20 protein-coding genes and 1 pseudogene are annotated in these 21,881 nt (G+C 47.4%); 4 read left to right on the top strand and 17 right to left on the bottom strand.

The annotated features are described in order from the left end of the window. Positions 1 to 47 precede the first annotated feature (47 nt). Both LOZ80_RS07760 and LOZ80_RS07755 read right to left on the bottom strand, forming a co-directional pair. Positions 48 to 668: a glycerol-3-phosphate acyltransferase gene (locus LOZ80_RS07760; protein WP_337951007.1), complete on the bottom strand. Its 621-nt coding sequence runs from the start codon at positions 666 to 668 to the stop codon at positions 48 to 50. Further along, on the bottom strand, positions 665 to 1,753 hold the full coding sequence (locus tag LOZ80_RS07755; protein ID WP_238170886.1) for a glycosyltransferase family 2 protein: 1,089 nt from the start codon (positions 1,751 to 1,753) through the stop codon (positions 665 to 667). The genes LOZ80_RS07760 and LOZ80_RS07755 overlap by 4 nt, the downstream gene beginning before the upstream one ends. Before the next feature lie 213 nt (positions 1,754 to 1,966). Here LOZ80_RS07755 and LOZ80_RS07750 point away from each other — a divergent pair, with 213 nt between their 5' ends. The 3 genes from LOZ80_RS07750 to LOZ80_RS07740 all read left to right on the top strand — a co-directional run bounded on the left by LOZ80_RS07750 (position 1,967) and on the right by LOZ80_RS07740 (position 3,971). After that, the gene (locus LOZ80_RS07750) at positions 1,967 to 2,185 is read left to right on the top strand and encodes a hypothetical protein (RefSeq protein ID WP_238170885.1); all 219 of its coding nucleotides are present in this window, start codon (positions 1,967 to 1,969) and stop codon (positions 2,183 to 2,185) included. A gap of 15 nt (positions 2,186 to 2,200) precedes the next feature. Then, on the top strand, positions 2,201 to 2,974 hold the full coding sequence (locus tag LOZ80_RS07745; RefSeq protein ID WP_238170884.1) for a hypothetical protein: 774 nt from the start codon (positions 2,201 to 2,203) through the stop codon (positions 2,972 to 2,974). A 124-nt stretch (positions 2,975 to 3,098) separates the two neighbouring features. Further along, entirely contained in the window at positions 3,099 to 3,971 is an 873-nt protein-coding gene (locus LOZ80_RS07740) for an AraC family transcriptional regulator (protein WP_238170883.1), read from the top strand. Between the two features lie 19 nt (positions 3,972 to 3,990). On the opposite strand, the gene LOZ80_RS07735 is transcribed toward LOZ80_RS07740, so the two are convergent. The 8 genes from LOZ80_RS07735 to LOZ80_RS07700 form a co-directional block, all read right to left on the bottom strand. Beyond that, positions 3,991 to 5,070, bottom strand: a complete 1,080-nt coding sequence (locus LOZ80_RS07735) for a Gfo/Idh/MocA family protein (RefSeq protein WP_238172927.1) — start codon at positions 5,068 to 5,070, stop codon at positions 3,991 to 3,993. A gap of 466 nt (positions 5,071 to 5,536) precedes the next feature. Continuing rightward, a complete protein-coding gene (locus LOZ80_RS07730; protein WP_238168157.1) occupies positions 5,537 to 6,412 on the bottom strand; it encodes an IS3 family transposase in 876 nt (291 codons plus the stop codon). A 23-nt stretch (positions 6,413 to 6,435) separates the two neighbouring features. Beyond that, positions 6,436 to 6,795: a transposase gene (locus LOZ80_RS07725; protein WP_238167655.1), complete on the bottom strand. Its 360-nt coding sequence runs from the start codon at positions 6,793 to 6,795 to the stop codon at positions 6,436 to 6,438. A gap of 243 nt (positions 6,796 to 7,038) precedes the next feature. Beyond that, a complete protein-coding gene (locus LOZ80_RS07720) occupies positions 7,039 to 8,103 on the bottom strand; it encodes an LLM class flavin-dependent oxidoreductase (protein ID WP_238170882.1) in 1,065 nt (354 codons plus the stop codon). 16 nt (positions 8,104 to 8,119) lie between these two features. Then, a complete protein-coding gene (locus LOZ80_RS07715; RefSeq protein WP_238170881.1) occupies positions 8,120 to 9,838 on the bottom strand; it encodes an aminotransferase class I/II-fold pyridoxal phosphate-dependent enzyme in 1,719 nt (572 codons plus the stop codon). Positions 9,839 to 9,863: 25 nt separating this feature from the next. Continuing rightward, on the bottom strand, positions 9,864 to 10,646 hold the full coding sequence (locus tag LOZ80_RS07710) for an ABC transporter permease subunit (RefSeq protein WP_238170880.1): 783 nt from the start codon (positions 10,644 to 10,646) through the stop codon (positions 9,864 to 9,866). A 31-nt stretch (positions 10,647 to 10,677) separates the two neighbouring features. Continuing rightward, complete coding sequence (locus LOZ80_RS07705; protein ID WP_238170879.1) at positions 10,678 to 11,763, bottom strand: ABC transporter substrate-binding protein; 1,086 nt, start codon at positions 11,761 to 11,763, stop codon at positions 10,678 to 10,680. Between the two features lie 34 nt (positions 11,764 to 11,797). Then, positions 11,798 to 12,910, bottom strand: coding sequence for an iron-containing alcohol dehydrogenase family protein (locus LOZ80_RS07700; protein WP_238170878.1), 1,113 nt, complete (start codon positions 12,908 to 12,910; stop codon positions 11,798 to 11,800). A gap of 288 nt (positions 12,911 to 13,198) precedes the next feature. Between LOZ80_RS07700 and LOZ80_RS07695 the strand changes: the two genes are divergently transcribed. Further along, entirely contained in the window at positions 13,199 to 15,067 is a 1,869-nt protein-coding gene (locus LOZ80_RS07695; RefSeq protein WP_238170877.1) for a putative bifunctional diguanylate cyclase/phosphodiesterase, read from the top strand. Here LOZ80_RS07695 and LOZ80_RS07690 read toward each other — a convergent pair. The 7 genes and pseudogenes from LOZ80_RS07690 to LOZ80_RS07660 form a co-directional block, all read right to left on the bottom strand. Further along, entirely contained in the window at positions 15,022 to 15,402 is a 381-nt protein-coding gene (locus LOZ80_RS07690; RefSeq protein WP_238170876.1) for a ribosomal maturation YjgA family protein, read from the bottom strand. The two genes, LOZ80_RS07695 and LOZ80_RS07690, sit on opposite strands and share 46 nt — an antisense overlap. Continuing rightward, complete coding sequence (locus tag LOZ80_RS07685) at positions 15,403 to 16,485, bottom strand: MraY family glycosyltransferase (protein ID WP_238172926.1); 1,083 nt, start codon at positions 16,483 to 16,485, stop codon at positions 15,403 to 15,405. 153 nt (positions 16,486 to 16,638) lie between these two features. Beyond that, the gene (locus LOZ80_RS07680; protein WP_238170875.1) at positions 16,639 to 16,809 is read right to left on the bottom strand and encodes a hypothetical protein; all 171 of its coding nucleotides are present in this window, start codon (positions 16,807 to 16,809) and stop codon (positions 16,639 to 16,641) included. Between the two features lie 96 nt (positions 16,810 to 16,905). Next, positions 16,906 to 17,880, bottom strand: coding sequence for a formylglycine-generating enzyme family protein (locus LOZ80_RS07675; protein WP_238170874.1), 975 nt, complete (start codon positions 17,878 to 17,880; stop codon positions 16,906 to 16,908). Between the two features lie 33 nt (positions 17,881 to 17,913). Further along, a complete protein-coding gene (locus LOZ80_RS07670) occupies positions 17,914 to 18,795 on the bottom strand; it encodes a TolB family protein (protein WP_238170873.1) in 882 nt (293 codons plus the stop codon). A 130-nt stretch (positions 18,796 to 18,925) separates the two neighbouring features. Further along, complete coding sequence (locus tag LOZ80_RS07665) at positions 18,926 to 19,630, bottom strand: hypothetical protein (protein ID WP_238170872.1); 705 nt, start codon at positions 19,628 to 19,630, stop codon at positions 18,926 to 18,928. A gap of 235 nt (positions 19,631 to 19,865) precedes the next feature. Next, positions 19,866 to 21,043 (bottom strand): annotated as a pseudogene (locus LOZ80_RS07660) (IS3 family transposase). Positions 21,044 to 21,881: the final 838 nt, after the last annotated feature.

Here is a 21,881-nt window from a genome sequence, read left to right as displayed (position 1 = left end):
GGACTAGTATGTAATCAGGTGGATGACCCTTTTTTTGATTTCCAAGCTTACGTGGACTTGTTAAAAAAATTCTCCCAACAGGTGCGCAGTTCCTTTCGATGCGTGTACATCATCAACAGCACATTGCCAAGCCAAATCCAGATGATTGCATGGCCAAAGTCCCTAATAAACAAATACCACCCGACAAGAAGCAGGCCAAGCACAACCTGCAAGCCATCTGCCGCTGAGGAGGCGGGCTTTCCTTTATTCAACAGCTTGAATCCACCTAGGAGAATAGCTAGAATCACAGCAAGGGCAAGGGAAATCTCAAATCCGCTCAATGCGCTCCATACGCCGAACGTTACAGCGATTGCTTTGCCGCCTCTCCCTTTGAGAAATGGCGAGAAAGCGTGCCCCACAATAGGGGCCAATGCAATGGGAATCATTGAATTGCCCAGCATATTTTCACTCTTCACTAAAATGAAAAGAAGGACATACCCTTTTAGAAAATCAAGGATAATCCCTGCTATTCCCCATCTATACCCGGCTGCTTTCCATAGGTTAAGCCCCCCAGGATTCCCGTCCCCTACTGCGTTCAAATTATGACGAGCCCATCTGCCAAGCCAATAAGAAAACATCAAAGAGCCGCAAGCAAAGGCCAACACCGTCCATACAAGGGTCATGGTCATCGCCTGCTTCCTACTTTGACTTGCCGTCCTTTCCACGCTACATGGCCTAGGAATACCACTTGATAAATAGAATACAGCATTACAAAAATAAAGAATAACGTCGATAACACATGCAGAATCGGCATGATAACGCCAAAAACACCTACATACTTAACAAAATAGAAGATTTGAACGATATACAGCAAATAGCCTATGAACAGCGGCACCCACCAGGAAGTGTGGAGAAACAGAAAAAAGGATTCAGAAATAAGCAACCCTGCCACCCAAAGCGCGACGAGAAAAACAGTTCCCGCTCTTAGCTTAGACGTACCTAATACAGCCCCTTTCCCGAAGCCTTGAATCTGGCTTTTGAGGCCTTGCGGATACATCCGAAAGGAGACCAAACCACTCCCTAGAAAATTCGTAACAGCAATCCCCGCTCTCCGAAATGTAGCCCCCAAGTTCAGATCATCCAACATCTCCGATTTAATGCTTTCATGTCCATGAATCGATTCGTAGTCTTCGCGCGTGGTTAATATGCAGGAGCCATAGAGACCTTTTTGGGGATTATTCTTTTCAAATGGGGACGTGAAGGCGAATACGCCGAGAAAATTAAAGATCAGGGCAAGTCGCTCCACCCACTTCACGGTAAAATGAAAAGGAACAACAGAAATAACGCCTCCGGCTTTGTGCCTAACTTTCACCAAGGACTCCAATGCACGCGGCGCCAGCTTAATATCTGCATCAAGAAAAGCAAAATAATCACCTGTAGCTTGTAAATATCCATTCCAGACAGCCCAGTTCTTACCCGTCCAACCATCGGGAAGACTCGTATTGGCAATGACCTTGGCGCCGTAGCTGTCAGCTACTTCCTGCGTATCGTCCTCGGAGAAATCATCAACGACAATAATCTCATAGGGCTCCAGCGTTTGAATCTTCAAAGCATGGAGCAGATGAGGCAGATTGCCCGCTTCGTTTCTAGCAGGGATAATGACGGACACTTTGACGGCGTGCAAGATGAGATCCGCTTCCACCTTGAGCACATTTTTTCGAAACAACAGGAAACCTGAGAGACATCCGATTACACATAATAGCCCTATCGCCATCCTCGAAACCTCCTCTTCCACATTGCGCACAACCGCTCGATAATCAGGCAGCCCTTTCCCTTGGGGAGATTCAGCTTGTATTCATATATATGAACTTGAAGGAGAAATTAAACCCATCCATTTGGAGGGCGACGCGCATTCCCTTTCCTGCATACGATCAGCCCGCGGATTATGTTATAATGGTCCATATCACATTACTGGAGGCAATTGGGCATGAAAATATATGTTATCCTCTCCTTCGACGGCGAAGGAATGGACAATGTTTACGTCGGACCTGACGAGGAGAAAGCTTTGTCTTTTAAACCGGAAGACTTTGAGAATTGCGACGCTCTATTCGTAGAGATTTGGGAAGACGGCGAGAAAACCGATGATTTCCGCTTGGAAACGGATGAGGGCGAGTCGACGGATAGCACGAATACCACACAGACATAGAAAGGCGGAGACCTGATGGATTACAGTTTTACAATCGAACCCCTGTCGCACACGACCTTCGAAGATGAGTCTGACCAGTTGGATCAGTGCAAAGAATGGGGTTTGCTATCGGAGAAAGCAGCCAAAACGAAAGCTTTTTTCTATAAGGGAAATGGCCAGAACATCCCTTGCAACATTATCGGTTTCGTAGATAAAATGACGGCAGTCATCGAATTCGAAAACAAGCAGCTGCACTGTATTCATCCTTCCTATCTCAAGGAAATGCAGGCTGCCAATTATAGTCAGAGGCTTGCAGCCGCCGAAGATTCCGGTGCCGCTGAGGAAGGTGAAGTTTTACCAGAGATCAGTGCCGTTACGACAGATGACGTGTCGGATTCTGAAGCTCCTGCGGAGCTGGAAGTTCCTAAAGAGCCAGATGTTCCTAAGGCCAAAGCAGACAAGCCTGCTGCTTCCAAAAGCAAAACCAAGAAAGAGAAAGCACCAAAATTGGAGCTTCCTGAAGATAAGGTAAAAATGATCGCTACGGTCAGCGAATTTACAACCGTACCTAACAATTTCTCGGATACGGAAGATGAAGTCGTCATCTATGAAGCGGTTTCCATCACAGACCCCGCAACTGAAATCGGGACTGCGTGGTCCAGCCACAGCAATACGCTCAAGAAGCTGGAACTGCAAATCGGCGATACGCTCACGTTCGAATGCAAAATTGTGGCCAAGAAATTGTCCAAACATCCCGTGCCTTACAAGATCAATAACCCGGCCAAAATGCAAAAGGTTGCCGTTGAATAGCACGAACAGGAATAGCTCTTGCTAAATCATGCAATGTCTCACGCAATTCGAGAGATGCGCTGATTTATCGGGAGCTTTTCTCGCAAATAACGATTGTCATCCTACATAGCGAGGTGTGCCTCTTATGACCTTCATCCAGGATCTCGGCCTCCATGAAATTCCGCTTTATTTCACCTATCGCCGCAGTACAATTGGAAGTTCTGAATACCAAGGCACGTTTCATGCCCATCAAGGCGTTGAAATGTTGTATATACATGAGGGACACGGCACGCTCATTGTCAATCAAAAAAGCTACGAAGTAAGCGCTGGCATGCTTTGTATCTTCCAACCCTTTCAACTCCACCACATTCAGATGAATGCTGATCAGCCTTTCACTCGTTCCATCGTGCATTATGAGCCATCGCTTTACGAGCCTTATTTCGAAAAGTGGCCCAGCCTGCACGCCTTTTTCAAGATTATGTACACGAGCAAACTGCCCGCGCCCTGCCTATCCAAGATAGACGAGCCCGAGCCGTTATTATCCCTATTTCCTAGTCTCGAGGAAAAGCTGCGCACTCTGCCCAAGAAAGATTATCTGGAAGAGTTCTCCTTATTCCTGATTGCTTACTTTCGCGCTTTTAGAACCATCTGGGAACGCAGTGACATCCAGTCCAACACGGTGATTACACGGCAGAAACATCAAGCTGAACGTATTCTGAATTGGTTGGAAAGCCACTTTACCGAGCCCTTGCGCTTGGAACATATGGCTAGCGAACTTCATCTGTCGCCGCACCATCTATCCCATCTCTTCAAGGAATGCACGGGCAGCAGCATTTCTGACTATGTGACTGCCCGCCGTATCCAGCAAGCGGTCCAATTGCTGAATGCGACGGATCAGTCGATCGCCCAAATCGGTGAAGCCATCGGACTTAGCAATACATCCTATTTTTGCAAAATATTCAAAAGCCACATGGGCAGTACGCCCCATCAATTCCGCAATCGGCACCAGCGTCGCTAGCAGCCAAGTCTTCAGGAGATTAGCCTTGCGTAATATGAATCGCATCACGCTGCGCAATTAAGCACAATTCGGCTGCTTTGAACGTGTGCTCCTGGGTCATGGCAAGCTCTGTGCGCTGGAGACAATCCAGAATCAGCTGACCAAAATAGGGGAATCCTACTTGACCATTCACAGCAAAATGCTGCTCACCGTCTTTATTCACCAGATACACATGGTCGCTCGTCTTGTCTCTGGCGATATCCACGTATTTGCGAAGCTCGATGTAACCCTCGGTGCCCAGAATGGTCATGCGGCCATCCCCCCATGTGCTCAGCCCATCCGGCGTCAGCCAATCCACACGGAAATACCCCGTTGCGCCATTGTCCGCTATTAGCGTAGCATCGCCAAAATCCTCAAAAGTCGGGTGCTGTGGAAATTGATAATTGGCAACCTTGCTGTGAACCACCTTCGCATCCTTCGCCCCTGTAAAATAGAGAAACTGCTCAATTTGATGACTGCCGATATCGCACAATATACCGCCAAATCGCTCCCGATCAAAAAACCAATCCGGTCGACTGGATAAGCTGATCCGATGCGGTCCCAAGCCGATGACTTGCAGTACGCGGCCGATTGCCCCTTGTTCGATCAGCTGCCCTGCATAGATGGAGCTTTCGACATGAAGCCGTTCACTATAATAAACGGCGAATTTCTGCCCCGTTTGGGCGACCATGGTACGCGCAGCTTCCAACTGCTCCAGCGTCGTAAATGGCGCTTTATCTGTGAAATAGTCCTTCCCGCTGGACATAACGCGAAGCCCGAGCGGACCGCGATCAGACGGAATTGCTGCACTAGCCACAAGCTTCACTTCAGGGTCTTGCAAAATTTGTTCTAGCGAAGCCGCGATACGCACTTCTGGATATGTGCTCACAAACTTGTCCACTTTGACAGGATCCGGGTCATAGACCCACTTTAAAACAGCGCCTGCTTCTTTCAAGCCATTGCACATGCCATAAATATGCCCGTGATCCAGAGCTGCAGCTGCGAATACAAATTCACCTGGCTCGCATACGGAATGAAAGCTTCCGATAGGCGCGTAGTTCATACCATCACTTTTTTGTATCATGGTCAATCCCCTGTTCATACCGTTATTTTTGGACTTCCTGCTGCAAGTATAGCAAGAATACGTTTACAAAAGTGACGGGATCTTGTGCGAAAATACCACTATTTTGCGGTTTTTGGCATCTTGCGCAGGTGGGCAGAGGCTCGCGGGGCGGCAGACGGGTTGACGCGGGCTGCCGCCGGAGCGCGGGCGGGCTCGGGGCGGCGGGGGCGACGGTGGTAGGGGCGCGGGGCGGAACAGCCGGGTGCTGGCGAGTAACATGAGATAACAACCTTCTCCCCCTGAGAAATGGGCTTTATTCCAAGCAACAAGTCCTGTTAAGGGAACTCCAGTACTCTATTTAGGCAAAAAGCAGAGATGCTAGAGGGTTACGGTCAGGCCCCCTAATTCCGGAGAATCGGTTGTACAACAAGGTGTTATCTTCGTATTGCTTGTTTTTTGAAGCGCTGTCGGCTTCTTTTGCTAGTTAAATGGCGAGCACATAGCTGGACGTATCCATCGATGCTTTTTCTACCCACCTCATAAATGCGGCTGGCGATCGTTTACCGAGGCTTCTATGCATGCGACGATTATTATAAAAATCCATGTACGTATGAATAGCTCGATAAGCTTCTTCAAACGTTTCAAAGCTTTCTTTCCTCAATAAGTCACGCTCTAATGTGGCATGGAATGATTCGATATAGGCATTTTTATTGGGCGTTTTGGGTGGAATCCGCTCGTGAATCATCGTTTCATCCTCACACATGTCTCCAAAAGCCTTGCTAATAAACTGAGGACCGTTGTCTGTGCGAATAATCGGCTTGCTTGCACCTGATGCTATGCGTGAACGTAGAGCGTCTTTAACCGCTTGGCAAACATGCTTAGCTTCGCAGCTGGATCCAAGATGATAGCCGACGATGCTTCGATCAAATACATCGATAATATCCGCGAGATAAAAGAATTGATCATAGCCTGCTACGTACCCATATTTGATGTCTAATTGCCATAGTTGGTTGGACGCGTTAATGGTATGATTGCGGGCTAAACGTCTCGGATAATGAATCTTTTTGCGCCGCTGCGGATTTAAAATACCGAGCTTCTGACATAACCGATACACTTTCTTTTTGTTGATTACAAGGCTATGTTGAACGCGCAAACACTCCGTCAGTAGAACGTAACCATAACTATGCTCCTCACCCGAAACTAGCTCTAACAGCCATTCCTCAATCTGGGCATTGCTTACGATTTGACCCGTATGCGTCTTCGAGTGAAGTGTGGCTGGACGCCCCCTTCCAGGTGCTGAAGGGCGCTTTAGCGAAGAACGCATAACTTTGTGACGGTCGTAGTAGGTCGAAGAAGCCACATTAGTTAGGCGCAGTACAGTCGTTATGGGATGTCCCTGCTCGATGAACGTTTGGGCAATGTTGAGTTTATCTTCGAGGCAGGGCTGGACTTTTTTACAAGTTCTCTCAGAATATTGTTTTCCAACTCTTTCTCTCCGAGTGCTTTTAGCGCACAAGCATATTTTTCTTCCAGTTCAGCTAGGCGCTTGGATTCAGCCATACGTTCATCTAATGTTGGTAACGCATCATCCCCAAAGGTCTCTTGATATTCCTTTACCCAGTTACGGATGGTTTTTGGCGATACATCATATCTTCGCGAAAGAACACCCGTCTTAATTCCACCAAGCGCTTCTTGAGCTACCTTGAAACGCACTTCTTCAAACACCTTGTTACGTTGTTGCACGGTATTCGCCTCCCTAATAAAAAGTGTACCTTATTTCCCGTGGTATTCTCCAATCTAATTAGGGGGCTTAATAGCAAAAGCGGCCCATTCTGCGTGATAGAAGTCTTTGGAGACTCTTATCTTCCATCACGTAAAAGATCACCAACAGCCTAAACGCTACTTCATAGCGTCGGTTCGGTTCGTTAGATCATGGATGAACAGTGTTGTGCAAATCACATTTTATCGAGCTGACGAGAATAACGATTAGTTGGCCGCATGCACCAACGATGGCTTGCTCTCCCATACGGTGCTGGGCAATTCTCGGCGAAGGACGGGCATGACTTCTGATGCGAAGCGCTCAACTTGTTCGCGCTGTTCCGCCTCGGTTAAGCCATCCACACTGATGCTCACCACTTGGTGACCATATGCTGCGTGGTAGTTCAAGATTTTCTCGATCACCTGCTCCGAACTGCCTACGAGCACAGGACCATTGGCGATATTATCTTCCAAATCCCGGAATGGCGAGTTATTGTGCTGCGCTGACGCCGTAGACCGGAACGCATCATAATAAGGACGATATCGCTTGATTGCTTCTTCCGAAGTATTGGCAAGATACAAGCTGCCGAAGCCCGAGCCTACTACGGCTTGGCTGGGATCATGACCGTAGTACGCGAGTCGCTCTCGGTAGTGATCAATCAAGGCTTTGTACTTCGCCTGCGGATGGAAGGTATTCGAAGAGAAAATAGGTTCACCATATTTAGCTGCTAATTCCGTGGAGAGCTGACTGGATGCACTGCCATGCCATATTGGAATCGACTTCTGAAACGGTCTTGGCTGTGTAGTCACTTCATTCAGCGGCGGGCGATAACGGCCCTCCCACGTCACGTTTTCCTCCGTCCACAGCTGCTTGAGCAGCGCATACCGCTCGGCCATTGATTCCCACTGCTCGTCTTCGGTAATCCCGAACAGCGGATAGTGGCGCGGGTCATTTCCCTTGCCGATGATTAATTCCAGTCGCCCGTCGGACAAATGGTCCAGCGTTGCATAATCCTCTGCGACGCGCACCGGGTCAAGCACGCTCAACACGGTTACGGTCGTTAACAACCGAATCTTCGACGTTCTTGCGGCGATAGCCGTGAGCACAACCGGCGGCGATGAGGAAAGGAACGGAGCTCCGTGCCGCTCCCCCACGCCATATGCCTCGAAGCCTAGCTCCTCTGCGAGTTCCGCTTGCTTGAGAACATTTTCGAATTTCTGCCGAGTTGTCAGACTTTCACCGGACAGCGCATTCGGGAGATTCATCATAAGACTGAATAAAGCGAATTTCATGTTCTGTCGACTCCCTTCAGCTGTTCAAATCCTTTTGATAAGCCAGTACTAAATCCCAGTTCCCGCTATAAATCGGCACACGATAATAACCAACCCGCTCATAAAGGGCGGCTGCTTCCGGCTGCTTGGGTCCCGTTTGCAGCTTAATGCTCGTATAGCCGAACTGAGTGGCGAGCCGCTCCGCTTCGGATAGAATCGCTTGCGCTACGCCTTTCCGGCGGAAATCCGGCCTCGTATACATCCGTTTCACTTCGACTGTCGTCTCATCGATAGGACGCAAGGCGCCACATCCGACAGGGTGTCCATCCAATCTGGCAACGATGAAAGCAGCGCGCGGAACTTCGACGTCTGAAGCTTGAAAGCCGGCTGTTCCGTCCGATTCGTAAAGCCGCCCCAATTCCACACTTAACTCTTTGATCAATTGTTCAGAATCCGATGTTCTAATATCTTCTTGCGCGGCAAGGACAGTTGGAATCTTCGGATTGTTTTTGTTACTGCTAGTGTTGTTACTGCTAGTATTGCTAGTATTGCTACTGTTGCTCTTATAGATATAAGCAAAATAAGCATCAGCTAAGCTTCTCACCCCACGAACAATCTCAGCTTCACTCACATAGCTGAAACAGAGTCTCGCATAATGAAACCCTTCGGGGTTGACATAAAAACTTTTGCCATCCACGAAGCTAACGCCCCGATCTGCGGCATCCTGCAGGAAGTCACTTGTATTCACATGGTCCGGGAAACGGAGCCAAATATAGAAGCCGCCCTCCGGCAAATGAAAGCTTACATGCTCACCGAAACTTTCGCGTACGGCTTTGGCCATGATGTCCCTTTGATTGCGATAATGATCAATCAGGCTATCCACATGTTCTTGAAAAGCAAAACCACTGAGCAGCTTGGCCACGATCTCTTGTGTAAATACGCCGATGCTGCCGCCAAGGCTCAACAGCCTTATTTTCGCAATCACACTTGAATCGGCGATGATCCAACCTAAGCGAAGGCCAGGAGCAATGATTTTGGAAAAAGTATTGAGATAGATCACTCTCTCTGGATATAACGTGTATAGCGGTGGATACGTGTTGCCTGTGAAATTCAGTTCGGAATAGGCGTCGTCTTCCAAAATAAAGAAATTGTAAATCTCAGCCAGCTGCGCAAGGCGTTTCCTGCGTTCAAGGGAGAGCGTAACCCCACCGGGATTATGATAGGTAGGCATGGTATAGAGAAATTTAGGGATCGGTTTGTTGTTCTGCCTCGCATCCAATAGTGCATTCTCGATCAAATCAACACGTACACCCTCATCATCAATCGGAAAAGAGGTAATGACCGCTTCGGCCGTGCGGAAAGCTTGCAGCGCACTGAAAAAAGAAGGCGATTCTACCCATACGTGATCGCCGGGATCAACGAGAATACGCGTCGCCAAATCGATACCTTGCGTGGAGCCGTATGTCACCAGGATTTGATCGAGCTCAGCGTGAATCCCGTGAACCTTGGAGCGAGCCTGAATCCACGATAGAATTTGGCCAGGACCTCCGGAGCCTGAGTACTGCAAAGCTTTTCTGCCATGCAAAGTGACGGCATCTGCTGCTGCTTGCGACAATTGTTCAATCGGGAATAAATGCGGTGCTGCAAAGCCAAAGGATAAGTGCACATGATCCGGTTTGGTCACGGTTGTGCTGCCAATGGACGGTGTCGTTGGTATCCGTTTGGCAAAAGAAAAAGGTGTTATGGTTTGGGACATTGTTGTAACCTCCACTTCCCTCAATTTACTGTCTGACATAGCTTGGATTCCACTGCAGCCACCATTTCTCCAGCCATTTCGCAGCGCTGTCCGATAATTTACCCAACAATGCATAAATGAGAATACTGAGAACGATAACGTCCATTTGGAAAAATTCCCTGGCACTATTCGCCATATAGCCCAAGCCTGATTTGGCTGCAACCGTTTCGGCCACGATGAGCGTGAGCCACATAATGCCTAGTGCGTAACGCAGACCGACCAGGATAGAAGGCAAAGCACCCGGCAAAATAATATGCCAATACAAGGCTAAGCGATTTAAACCATATACTTTTCCCATTTCAATCAAGCCTGGATCAATCGAGCGAATGCCATGGAACGTATTAAGATACACCGGGAAGAAAACGCCCAAGGATACAAGCACCAGCTTCGCTGACTCATCAATCCCAAACCAGATGATCACCAGTGGGATCAGGGCGAGATGGGGAATCGTTCGAATCATTTGGATGGACGAGTCCGCCAATTTCTCCGCTACTCGCGAGAATCCATTCAGCAGGCCAAACAGAAACCCTATGCCTCCGCCAAGCAGCAGTCCACTGAAAGCTCGCCTGGCACTTATCGTAATGTGAGTCAACAACTCACCTGATTTCAGCATAGCGACAAAGACGCTTAGCACTTTGACGGGCTGTGGCAGCACATTCGCACCAACAACCCCGGTTGTCGTCAAAACATGCCAGGCGATGATGATAACAATCGGAATAATCCAAGGAGCGATGACAAAGAAGCGTTGTTTTCCTTTCGATTCTTTCATTTGCACACACACCTTTCCACATATCACCAACTTATGGCGCTGCTGTTATCTTCTTGAGTTCTTCCTCGAAGGCCCGGCTCCATGTAGCGCTGACATCAATTTTATTTTTCAATACCCCTACACTTGTCAGTGCATCGGCCACATCCTGCTCTGAAGCAATGGCTTTATCGAAATTAGAAGAAATTTTGGAAGGACGTTGGATCTCGCCTTTTTTGAGTGTGTCCAGTGCCTGTTCAACCGGTTGCTTCGTATTAGTTGCTGTAATTTCAGCCCATTTCTGCTGATTATTGCGTGTCCATGCGTAAAACTTATTCAATCTGCTCAAAAAATCTACGATTGCCGCATGCTTGGCCGGATCACTGATCGCATCTGGTGTTGCTTCATATAAAAAGTTTCCAGATAAAATATCTTTGGCACTGGCCAGTTCTGTTGCGCCATTCTGATGGGCAGAAATAATCGCATTCCCGTAACTCGCTAAGGCATCCACTTTGCCGCTAATTAACGCACTAAGTCCATCCGACGTAGATAAAGGCACCGCTTCAACATCCGTCCAAGAGAGACCCGCATTCTGCAAGATTTTCACCAAAAAGTAATGCGCTGTCGTCGCGTTCACATAGGCAACTTTCTTGCCTTTCAGTTCAGCGACACTTTTGATCGGCGATCCTTTGGGGACGACAATTTCTTGGTTTAATGTCGTAGATTCAAAGGAGGCGATGACCTTGAAATTACCGCCATTAGCAGCCTGCGAGGCAAAAATAGGTGGAATTTCGCTCGTTGAGCCTAGGTCCAAATTGTTCGCCGCCATTGCCTCCAACTGGAGATTGCCACCTTGAAACACGCTGAATTGCAGCTTATAAGGCGTATCCGTCAAACCAGCTTCTTTGAAGCCGATTTCCAAATTGGCCCACCCCGTCTGTCCGACGCGAAGTGTCACTTTGCTCAAGTCTACGGCAGGTGCTGATGCTTTGGTCTGCGCCGCTGCCGAAGGTGATGGTGCGGGAGAACTAGACGACTTGGCACCTCCCGCTGTTGTTGCTTGGTTGGCACAACCCGCCGCAAATGCGAGTACGAATAAAGAAACAATGGTTTGGCTGAATCGTTTTTTGGCTGTTGACATAAGAAATGACTCCCCTTCTATTTATAAAATATGTTTATTGCTGAACGTAATTTTCCTGCGCGATGCGCTGTCCCCATTGATCAGCCGTTTGGATGGCTTGTGCGAGCAATGTCTCATTCACCGCAAAGGATAAATGACTGATCGCTTCCTCACGCAGTTGAACGCCTTGGGCAATCGTCGCTGCCACTTCCGCAGACGGCTGTTCAATCCCAAGCTCCTTAAGCGTAATGGGGAGTTGGAGTTGGTGGAGTAGACTAGCGAGACGATGAATCTCATCTTCTGCTCGCTTCTCCAGCACGACCTGAGTTAGTAATCCGAAGGCAACCTTCTCACCGTGCAAGGTGTCTTTCGTTTCTGGAAGGAAGGTCAGACTATTATGGATGCCATGGGCAATGCCCGCACGCGGTGTATTTCCTTGAGCGCTTCCTGCTAATCCCGCCAGAACAATGACAGCATCCACAGCTTCTTTAAACGCAGGTGTGACTTCTCCTGTCCCCGCCGCTTCATAAGCTGACTTGGCATATATCTGCAATCGTTCTAGGGCTAATTTGGCTATTTGTATCGAGATTCGTATATCCAATCCATCCGGCTCTTCGTTGTGATTGACGACCGTTTCGTACCATTTCACGAGCGTATCGCCGATGCCAGAAGCCAAGTACCGCTTAGGAGCAGCTACCAATACTTGCAGATCAGCAAGCACTAATGAAGGGGACTGCTTCAGCAGCCTGTACGAGGATGAGCGGCCCAACTCATCGTAGAGCACGGATAAAGCAGCCCAAGATGCGCAGGTTGCAGCTATGGTCGGCACCGCAACAACGGGAATACCCAAATGGTCAGCGACTGCTTTGGAGATATCCAGGGATTTGCCGCCGCCGATACCGATAATGACATCAACTTCTTTGTCTGCTGCAATGTTTCGATAGGTTTGAATCTCCGTCGTCGTCACTTTGCCACTGAACAAAGCAATGGAATATGTAATCCCGGATTCTTGCAGGCCCAAAAGAAAGGAAGATGAACTAATTGCCTCAAGGGCCTGTTTCCCAGCAATAATAAGTGCTTTTTGACCGAGTGGAGCGATAAGTGCTCCGCCTTTTGCTAAAATGTGTGACTCATTCCAGTACTGATTTGGTGCTTTGAAAGATATCATTCGCCTTGGCCCCTTCCCTTGCATCATATTCACGACAATTCCTATCGTTTATATAGGATTTATTTTCATACTGTATCATTTGCCTGCTATTTGCGTCTAATCGATCTTTCCTATTCGTACATTTGTTCAATAGAAATGTTCTATTCGAAGGTTATTCCTTGTGCAATCTGGGGGTAAACGAAGCTAATGTTCTAATTTAAAGGAAATTCACAAATTATGTCGAATATATGCGTATATTCTTTGCGCACATGTAACGGTACTTTTTGCTATTTTCGAGGAGGAAGGTCTTTGACAGCTTTAGATAATCTAACAGGCCTCTTGCAGAATTTGGCTAATATTACGTTGTTCATCATCATTATTAATCATCTCTCGCCTTATTTGACCACCCAAAGGTGGTATTATCAGCAGCTTGCCTATGGCGTTATGTTCGGTCTAGCGGGTATTATTTCAATGCACATGCCTGTTCAAGTGACTTCTGGTGTGTTTCTTGATATGAATGTGGTGTTGTCTGCTGTATCCGGAAGTATGGGAGGCGGGCTTTCATCACTGATAACCATTCTGCTTATCGGCGGCTTTCGGTATTCGATCGGGGGCAGCGGCATGCTTCCTGGCGTGTTTGCCATTCTAACATCCGGTTTGATGGGGATCTTTTTTTATCATTACAAGAAGCCTTTTGGTCGTAGGAGAAGTGTGATTTCTACGGGCATCTTCAGCCTGCTCATTGCTATTCAAAGTATTGCCTGGAGCGTCCTGCTTCCTCAGCACATTGCCATGCTCTTGATTAAACAATTCGCAGGACCTATCCTGATCCTCTATCCGATTGCCATTTTTACGATTCAACATTTTATACAAGTAGAAGTACAGAGAAATCATAATTCGTTGTTCGATACAATTACAGGCCTCCCTAATCTTCAGCGAATGTCCAAACTGATGAAGAAAATCATCCATACGCATGCCAAATCCACGTTTTTATTATTCACCGTCAATAATTTGAAGGTCATTCATGATTTACATGGCTTGCAGGTAACCAATCAACTCTTGCAAGAAGTTGGCAGCCGCATTTCAGCTCATTTGCCGAGCGGAAGTTATGTAGGGCGCATTACTTATAATGAATTTCTGATTCTGCTGCCGCTTGCCAGAGATGAAGCGTACATCCATGAGTGGAACCGTCAAGCCTTGAATTCGCTTGTCAAAGGATACAACGGGGGAACACCTGCCATTGAGATTTCACTCAGCACAGGAGTTTATATGTATGAGGGCCGTTCGATTGAGGTTGAGCAAATTATTGAGCAAATCCGAACTGCGAATTACTATGCCCAGAAGCAAGGCAATAACCGGATTGTACTCTATAAAGAACAATTGACTTTAGATCAGCTTCACCATGCGAATTTATCGGAGTCGCTTCGGAGCGCTTTGACTAGAAATGAATTCCATCTGATGTATCAACCGCAAATTGACCTGCAAACCAGCAGCATCCGTGGCTTTGAAGCTTTGCTTCGCTGGCAGCATGGCGTGCTGGGCCCTATTATGCCTAATGAATTCATCCCCATTGCCGAAGAGAATGGCATGATCATTCCGATTGGCAAGTGGGTTATTCAACAGGCTTGTGAAACGCTAAAAACCCTATTGGTTACTTGTCCCTATGCCATCATGGCTATCAATATCTCGCCTGCGCAGCTTAGAGAAGATGATTTCGTGGAAAGTGTTGTCCAGATGGTGCAAAGTGCGGGTATCTCCCCCTCTTCCATCGAACTGGAAGTAACAGAGAGCGCTCTGATCGAGTCCATAGATACCGCCGCTAAGCGCCTGAATCAGCTTATGGAAGCAGGCTTCAAACTCGCGCTCGATGACTTCGGCACTGGGTTCTCTTCCTTGAGTTATTTAAGAACGTTGCCCTTCCATCTCATCAAAATCGACAAAAGTTTCATCCAAGATCTGTCCCACCTCGAAGATGAACGCAATCTAACTTCTGCCATCATTCATTTAGTCAAGAAATTGAATTTATCTGTGATCGCTGAAGGGGTTGAAACCAACTATCAACTGGACATCCTCAAAACGTTAGACTGTGATAACGTGCAAGGTTATTATTTTAGCAAGCCTCTGGTTGAAAATCAGCTCTTGCCTTTTCTAAACAGCCATACCTTGTCTAGAAAGTAAGCAAGAGCGATACCCATTACATAGCGAAGCAAATCTAGTTTTAGAAAGCCTTGCCCTAGGATGAGGCCGCCGAGAACTGTATGCCTAAGAGCAACTATCCAATCCGCTTGATATAATTGACTGAATTCTATGGCAAAACTGAATAAGACGCTCAACCCAACAGCCCAGAGAAGACTTTTGTTGTACCCAACAAATCGGAATCCTAGATACACCATACTGGCCCAGAGAATATCCCCGGCATGGATGGCAATGACAGGTGGCAGCAAGCTCGCAAAGTGTCTTGAGCCAATGCCTAGAAGTATCGTCACGAAGACGGCAATTCCGTACTTGCTCATTTATTTTTCCTCACGCACACGCCTGATTCTTCTTAGGAATGCGGACAACGGAAGCTTTCCTTTAATAATACCGACCAACTCAGCACCCGCAAGAATCAACAACGCAACCAGCAACAACAACATAACAAGGGTTATCCCCGATTGAGACGCTTTGGTGAGTATAATCGCACAAATCCCCAAGAAGGCAGATATGACGTACAAGGTATACACCGTTTTACGACGACTAACCCCTAGATCTGTCAATCGATGATGCACATGACCCCGGTCAGCTTCATACACAGGACGCCCTTGCAGAGCGCGACGCACCATCGCAAGCAGCGTGTCCAATATCGGAACACCTAGAATTAATAACGGGACAATAAACGAGACAAAAATAGCCTGTTTGAACCCAAGGATGGCAAGGACAGCCAATACAAATCCAAGGAAGGCTGATCCGGATTCCCCCATAAAAATGGAAGCAGGCTCGGCGTTGAATAGATAAAACCCTGCTAAACTCCCCAGTAATGTTGCGCTAATTATCAGAACAGGCACATTGCCTGTCATCGCAGCGATGATACATAATGCTAAACAGGATATGCCCGCAATACCTGTCGCCAGACCATCTAACCCATCGATCCAGTTCAGAGCATTAATCATGCCCACAATCCAACCTATGGTTAACAGAATAGAAAGCCATGCCGGGAAATACATGTCACTGCCAAATGGGATATGGATCTGATCAATCGTAAACCCGGACAAGGCTACTGTCGATGCTGCCAGCAGTTGACCGAGCATTTTCCACTTGGCACTCAATGTATAAACATCATCAATTACCCCAACAACTTCAATGATACATGCGGCTATGAATAGTCCCCAAAATGCCGGCAGAGTTGGTGCTAGCTTGGCATAAAACAAGGCTGCTGCTGACATAAAAGAAATAAAGATAGCCAATCCCCCCAACCGGGGCATAATCGAACTGTGCATCGTGCGATGATTCGGCACAGCTACCGCTCCTATGGCAATGGACAGCCGTCTTATGAACGGCATAATCAGAATCAATACGATTCCTGAAGTTAATAACGCAGCTATGGATGACAGGATCACGCTCAAATCACTCTCCTTTTTTTCTACTAAATTAGACTGCTCCTGCCCGAGAAAAGTTTCAATTTTTTGGCAACATTAATAGAGACTGTTGGTTAAGTCGCGATACCTACTTAACAAACAGCCTCTTCAAATCCGAGCATCCTAATAATCAACTTAATGACGCTGCTTTCTCCTTAGTTCCAATTCCTTCTTCAAGGCATTCTCCACAGATTCTGCCAATAGATCGAATTTTTCCGCCACGGAGTAGGAAAGCACAACACCGCAATGCGTGCAGCGATGCATTTGCAGTTCCGTTAATTTTGCGCAGCTTTTACATCTAATCACTGTTCGCATACCACCTTCCACAAAATCAGTAGATGACCAGCACCATTTCACATTTCACATTTCACGAGACCATTAACTCTATTATACACAAACCTATCAAAAAGAAACGTCCGCTGCGCAGCGAAAACCAATATTTCCCGTAGAGCTGTCTGGCGTGTTCTTACTGCGGGCAGCTACTCGGTAGCGATTACAATAGGAACGATGGCACAAATATGAGCCGCCACGCATCGCGCGGGCTTCTCCTTTAGGTGGACCGCTTGGGTTGTCGCGCTTGTCTTTGATATGGAAATTTGGGCTGAACCAGTCGGAGCACCATTCCCAAACATTGCCTGACACATTATATAAGCCATAGCCATTGGGTTCGAAAGCCTTTACAGGCGCAGTACCGGCATAGCCGTCACTTTTGTTATTCTTATCCGGGAATTTCCCCTGCCAAATATTGCACATGTGCTTGCCGCCGGGCTTCAGCTCGTCTCCCCAAGGGTAGCGTTTCTTCACTAAGCCTCCCCGAGCAGCGAATTCCCATTCTGCTTCCGTCGGCAAACGCTTCCCGGACCAGCGACAATAGGCCATAGCGTCATGCCATGATACCTGTGTGACCGGATGATCCATCCGATCCTCCACATGCGAATCCGGGCCTTCGGGATGCTGCCAATCCGCACCTTCTACAACCCACCACCATGGTGTTTGCTGGACCGTGGTTTTCACCTGCTTGGCTGTTTCTTCGGACACGAACAAATGGAAAACAAAGGACCATCCGAACGATTCCGCTTCCGTCTTGTAGCCTGTTTGATCAACGAACTGCTTGAACTCCGCATTCGTTACCGCACAAGGATCTATATAGAAAGCTTTAACCGTTACTTCGCGCACAGGACCTTCTCCATCGGAAGGGAAGCCTTCCTGATCATCCGTCCCCATTAAAAAAGTTCCGCCTTGTATCAGAACCATGTCATGCAGTTTCGGAACGTTCGGAGCATCTGTTTGAGCAACTTCAAGCGTGGGGATTGGTGGCTGTTCCTGTCCCGCGGTATGACGGCTCGCCGAACAACATGCTTTACTGTTTGTATCCATAGATAGCTTCCTTTCTCAACTCTAAAATGGTATTTACTCTTTTAATCTATAACTAACAAAAGCTAATTGGCGGCTATCTGGCGACCAAGAATTCACATTCAATGTACCCTGACCACCAAACAGTTCAACTAACCGCTTGGAAGGTCCGCCCTCACTGGACATTAAGCGAATCTCCACCTGTTTGTTCGGAGGATGATCACCGGGAGCCACGTCCCCTTTTCGATAGGAGAGGTAGGCAACGGTTTGGCTGTCTGGTGAAATGTGCGGAAACCAATTATTGCTCTCGTCGAAAGTCATCTGTGTCTGTGCGCTTCCGTCCACATCCATCCGCCATACCTGCATAAGTCCGGTGCGAACGGAATTAAACCAAATATGTCGGCCATCAGGGGAGTATTCTGGCCCATCATCAAGACCAGGCAGATTCGTTAATTGTGTTTCTACGCCGCCTATCGCCGGAATGGTATAAATATCATATTGGCCGTTTCGCTCTGCGCAATAAGCCAATTGCTTGCCGTCCGGCGACCATCCATGCAAATAGCTTGGCGCCAGCGGAGTAATTAAGACAGGATGGCCGCCGCTAAGCGGAAACACATAAATTCGGGATTGACCGTCTTCCTGCGTATGATTACTAACAGCGATATATGAATTATCAGGTGACAGTACATGGTCATTGTTGCAATGCGCAGCAAATCCAGCTTCTATTAACGTACTTTCACAACTTGCAATATCAAAGGAAAATAAGCTTCCTTGGCTGTTATAGATCAACCTTCGGCCATCGAGCGTCCAATTCGGCGCTTCGATTAGGCCATCGAATGTGGCGAGCAGCGTTCTCTCTCCAGTTAAGCAGTCGACGGTTTCCAGCATACTGATCACATTGCGATCTTCCATCTTATTGGGTACTGGTAATGTATACACAGCTTGTCTTCCCCCTCTCGTTGACTATTCCTAGATTGAACAGCAAACTTCTACTCTCCTCAGGTTAACAGGCAAATCACAAGCTGTAAACTCAAAAAGCCGGGAGCATCCGCTCCCAGCTTTCTCAATTTTATTTCACTTTACTCTGCAGCAGCTCGACAAGCTGTTTGCCAGGGTCGCCAAACCCGCGATTGCCTCCACCATTACCGTTGCCAGTGCCGCCAGGCCCTTTGCCGTCACCTTGACCTCTTGCTGGCTTTTGCTCACTTCCTGTTCCTGACGCTGCGTTGCCAGTGCTGCTCGCATCCGGCTTTGCAGCCGCGTCTGGTTTCGTCTGATCACCGGTTGGGGCATTGCGTTTACCGCCGCCAGTTCCGCCATTCCCCGCAGTTCCGCCATTTGCCTCCGGATTACCTCCATTGCCACGATTGCTCATGCGGGTTGCTGCATCATCCATATATTTCTTCTGAGCTTCAGTAAGCTTCTCTAGCAGCTTGGTTTTATTCTCGTCCGTTAGTTCGCCTTTGGCAACGGCATCTTCCGCAACCGGCAGCATGATTGTCGCTTGATCCTTCGTGATCGCGAGTCCCTCCGCTTTATCCAGCATAATCAGCGACTGCATCGTGCTGAACATTTGTCGCTGTTCCGTACTCATTGCTGTACGGTTCGCTCCGTTCGCCGCCGGCGATGGCTTAGCACTTTGATCTTGCTGCTGTGCAGGCTTTGTTGTCGCCGCTGCAGCTGCATTGTTGGTTGTTGGTTGACTAGCATTTCCGCAACCTGCTAATAACACGGGAATAAGGATGCAGAGTCCCGCCATCTTTTGTATTTTCATATTATCATCACTCCTATGTCGATATGTACAACCCTATCTTACTTTCCATTTATGAACAAAATTTGAAGCGAACCTGAAGTCCCGATAAATGTTTGCTTAAAATTAGGTGAGTATGGGGGCAGGTATAGCTAAGATAAGAGCCTTCAAAGACTCCTATTCTACAGAATGATCCGACTTTGGGGCATATAGGAGCTCCTAGTGTATCTAAGTCAATAGAGTGGACACAAAAAAAGAGCTAAGAAGTTAGTTTTATTTGCTTGTAGTATTGGGATTCAAACTTGTCTGGAGACAAATAGCCAAGCTTGCTGTGCGTACGTTTCCTGTTGTAGAAAAACTCAATGTACCAGTAGATTCGTTGGTGTGCTTCTTGGCGGCTTTGAAATTTATATCTGTACACCAATTCCCGCTTGAGAATGCTGTGAAAAGCCTCTATACAAGCGTTATCGTAGCAATTGCCTTTACGGCTCATACTACGAATCATATGGTATTCTTTCAGTTGTTTACGGTACTCATTAGATGCATACTGCGATCCCCGGTCTGAATGATGGATAAGGCCTTTAGGCGGCCTTTTGGCTTCGTATGCTTGATTTAAGGCGTCTAGCGTCAGTTCCACGGTCATGCGATTGCCCAGCTGCCAGCCAACGATTTTGCGGGTAAACAAGTCAAGAACGCTTGCTAAATAAAGGTTTCCTTGACGTGTATGGATGTACGTGATGTCGGTAACCCATACTTGATTCGGTCTTGTACACACATCAAAATGCTGATTTAACCAATTTGGCGCAATCGGGTGGCTGTGATTGGAATCCGTTGTTTGTACCTTGAATTTCCCTATAGCTTGTGAGCGTAAGCCCTTCTTTTTCATGATGCGTCCAACCGTTTTGACAGCGACTTTGAAACCTTTTTTTCTCAGTTCCTTTGTGATTTTCGGACTCCCGTAATTCCGATCCGATTCCAAGTACTCCTTTTCCACCTCTTTAGCCAACGCTTCGCGGTGCTTTTTCCGCTCACTTGGGGGTGTGGTTCGCCATTTATAATAGCCGCTCTTGGATACACCTAGTACGCTGCACATCTTCTCAACTCGAAATGTTGAACGGTGGTCATCAATGAACTTGAATCTCACTTCGGGTCTTTGCTGAAGATGTGCAGCGCCTTTTTTAAGATAGCTAGTTCTTCCTCTAGGTCTTTGTTGCGTTGTTCCAAGTCTTTCATGATCCGGTCATGGCTACGTAGATTGCCACTTCCTACGAAGGGCTCATCTGGAAATTGGCGATATTTACTGACCCAACTGCTCAATGTTTTCGCTGGAATGTTCAGTTCGTTTGCAATATCCGGAATCGATTTACTATGTTGTTGAATGTACTTAACCGTTTCTTCTTTGAACTTTTGATTGTACCGTTGGCGGAATTCATTCATCTCGGACACCTCGTCATTTAGATATGTCTATTATCTAATTTCCCAATTCGTTGTGTCCACTGTTAAGTCTAAATGCATAGAGACTCTTATTTCTTTGTTTTGAGGTACTTTGTAAGGGATTTGGCGACGATAAGAGCCTCCAAAGACTTCTATTCTACAGAATGAGCAGAATTTGGTGCGTATAGGAGCTCCTAAAGGCTCTTATTTCTTTGTTTTGAGGTACTTTGAGGGGTTTTTGGATGGGAGGCACGGGAGGCATCAGGGATGCGAGAGTTTTGAAGTCATTGAAGGTGAAAACAGCAGCAGAGTAGATACAATAATAAGAAAAACGGCTTCGCCGCCCTGATTGATGAGCGTCCTCATAACAGTTTTCAACACTCTAGCGGATCGTAGTTCCCTTTGGGCTGTGCAATGACAAAGAGCATCGTGTGAAAAGGAACTATGATCCTCTATATGGCAGGAAATGGGGTAAACGTAGCATGAAAGGGAACTGAGATCCGCTATTCAAGCGGAAACTGCAGATTTCACCCGGGAAATGGTGGAATAGCGGACCGTAGTTCCCTCCCTCTGTTCTTAGCGTTTTTCTTACATATACTCGCCCATTCGTAGGAATACAACATTCTTGAAGCAGGGTTCTCTAGAAGATAAGGGAGCTGTTTCTCTAAAATCATCAAGAGGGCATACGGGAATAGAGGATGTGCTATTAATTCCTCATTTTCCCATATATGCACGTTTGATTCCACGGTCTCTTGGTGGTTTACCCTCCCATGACTCAACGGGTCGCAGCCCTTACATTCCTTCGTTATACCTGTCCAAGAGGTGGAGGCCGAGATGCTCT

Origin of the sequence: Paenibacillus sp. HWE-109 (assembly GCF_022163125.1) — a bacterium.
Classification (GTDB): Bacteria; Bacillota; Bacilli; order Paenibacillales; family NBRC-103111; genus Paenibacillus_E.
The sequence above is the reverse complement of the archived record's forward strand: the minus strand, read 5'-3'. Positions and strand labels throughout refer to the sequence as shown.

What these genes read in the sequence shown, in the direction of transcription:
- LOZ80_RS07755 (WP_238170886.1), bottom strand. Translation starts at nt 1,753, where the DNA reads ATGGCGATAGGGCTATTATGTGTAATCGGATGTCTCTCAGGTTTCCTG.
- LOZ80_RS07710 (WP_238170880.1), bottom strand. Translation starts at nt 10,646, where the DNA reads ATGAAAGAATCGAAAGGAAAACAACGCTTCTTTGTCATCGCTCCTTGG.
- LOZ80_RS07700 (WP_238170878.1), bottom strand. Translation starts at nt 12,910, where the DNA reads ATGATATCTTTCAAAGCACCAAATCAGTACTGGAATGAGTCACACATT.
- LOZ80_RS07760 (WP_337951007.1), bottom strand. Translation starts at nt 668, where the DNA reads ATGACCATGACCCTTGTATGGACGGTGTTGGCCTTTGCTTGCGGCTCT.
- LOZ80_RS07745 (WP_238170884.1), top strand. Translation starts at nt 2,201, where the DNA reads ATGGATTACAGTTTTACAATCGAACCCCTGTCGCACACGACCTTCGAA.
- LOZ80_RS07740 (WP_238170883.1), top strand. Translation starts at nt 3,099, where the DNA reads ATGACCTTCATCCAGGATCTCGGCCTCCATGAAATTCCGCTTTATTTC.
- LOZ80_RS07715 (WP_238170881.1), bottom strand. Translation starts at nt 9,838, where the DNA reads ATGTCCCAAACCATAACACCTTTTTCTTTTGCCAAACGGATACCAACG.
- LOZ80_RS07720 (WP_238170882.1), bottom strand. Translation starts at nt 8,103, where the DNA reads ATGAAATTCGCTTTATTCAGTCTTATGATGAATCTCCCGAATGCGCTG.
- LOZ80_RS07705 (WP_238170879.1), bottom strand. Translation starts at nt 11,763, where the DNA reads ATGTCAACAGCCAAAAAACGATTCAGCCAAACCATTGTTTCTTTATTC.
- LOZ80_RS07665 (WP_238170872.1), bottom strand. Translation starts at nt 19,630, where the DNA reads ATGAAAATACAAAAGATGGCGGGACTCTGCATCCTTATTCCCGTGTTA.
- LOZ80_RS07690 (WP_238170876.1), bottom strand. Translation starts at nt 15,402, where the DNA reads ATGAGCAAGTACGGAATTGCCGTCTTCGTGACGATACTTCTAGGCATT.
- LOZ80_RS07675 (WP_238170874.1), bottom strand. Translation starts at nt 17,880, where the DNA reads ATGGATACAAACAGTAAAGCATGTTGTTCGGCGAGCCGTCATACCGCG.
- LOZ80_RS07750 (WP_238170885.1), top strand. Translation starts at nt 1,967, where the DNA reads ATGAAAATATATGTTATCCTCTCCTTCGACGGCGAAGGAATGGACAAT.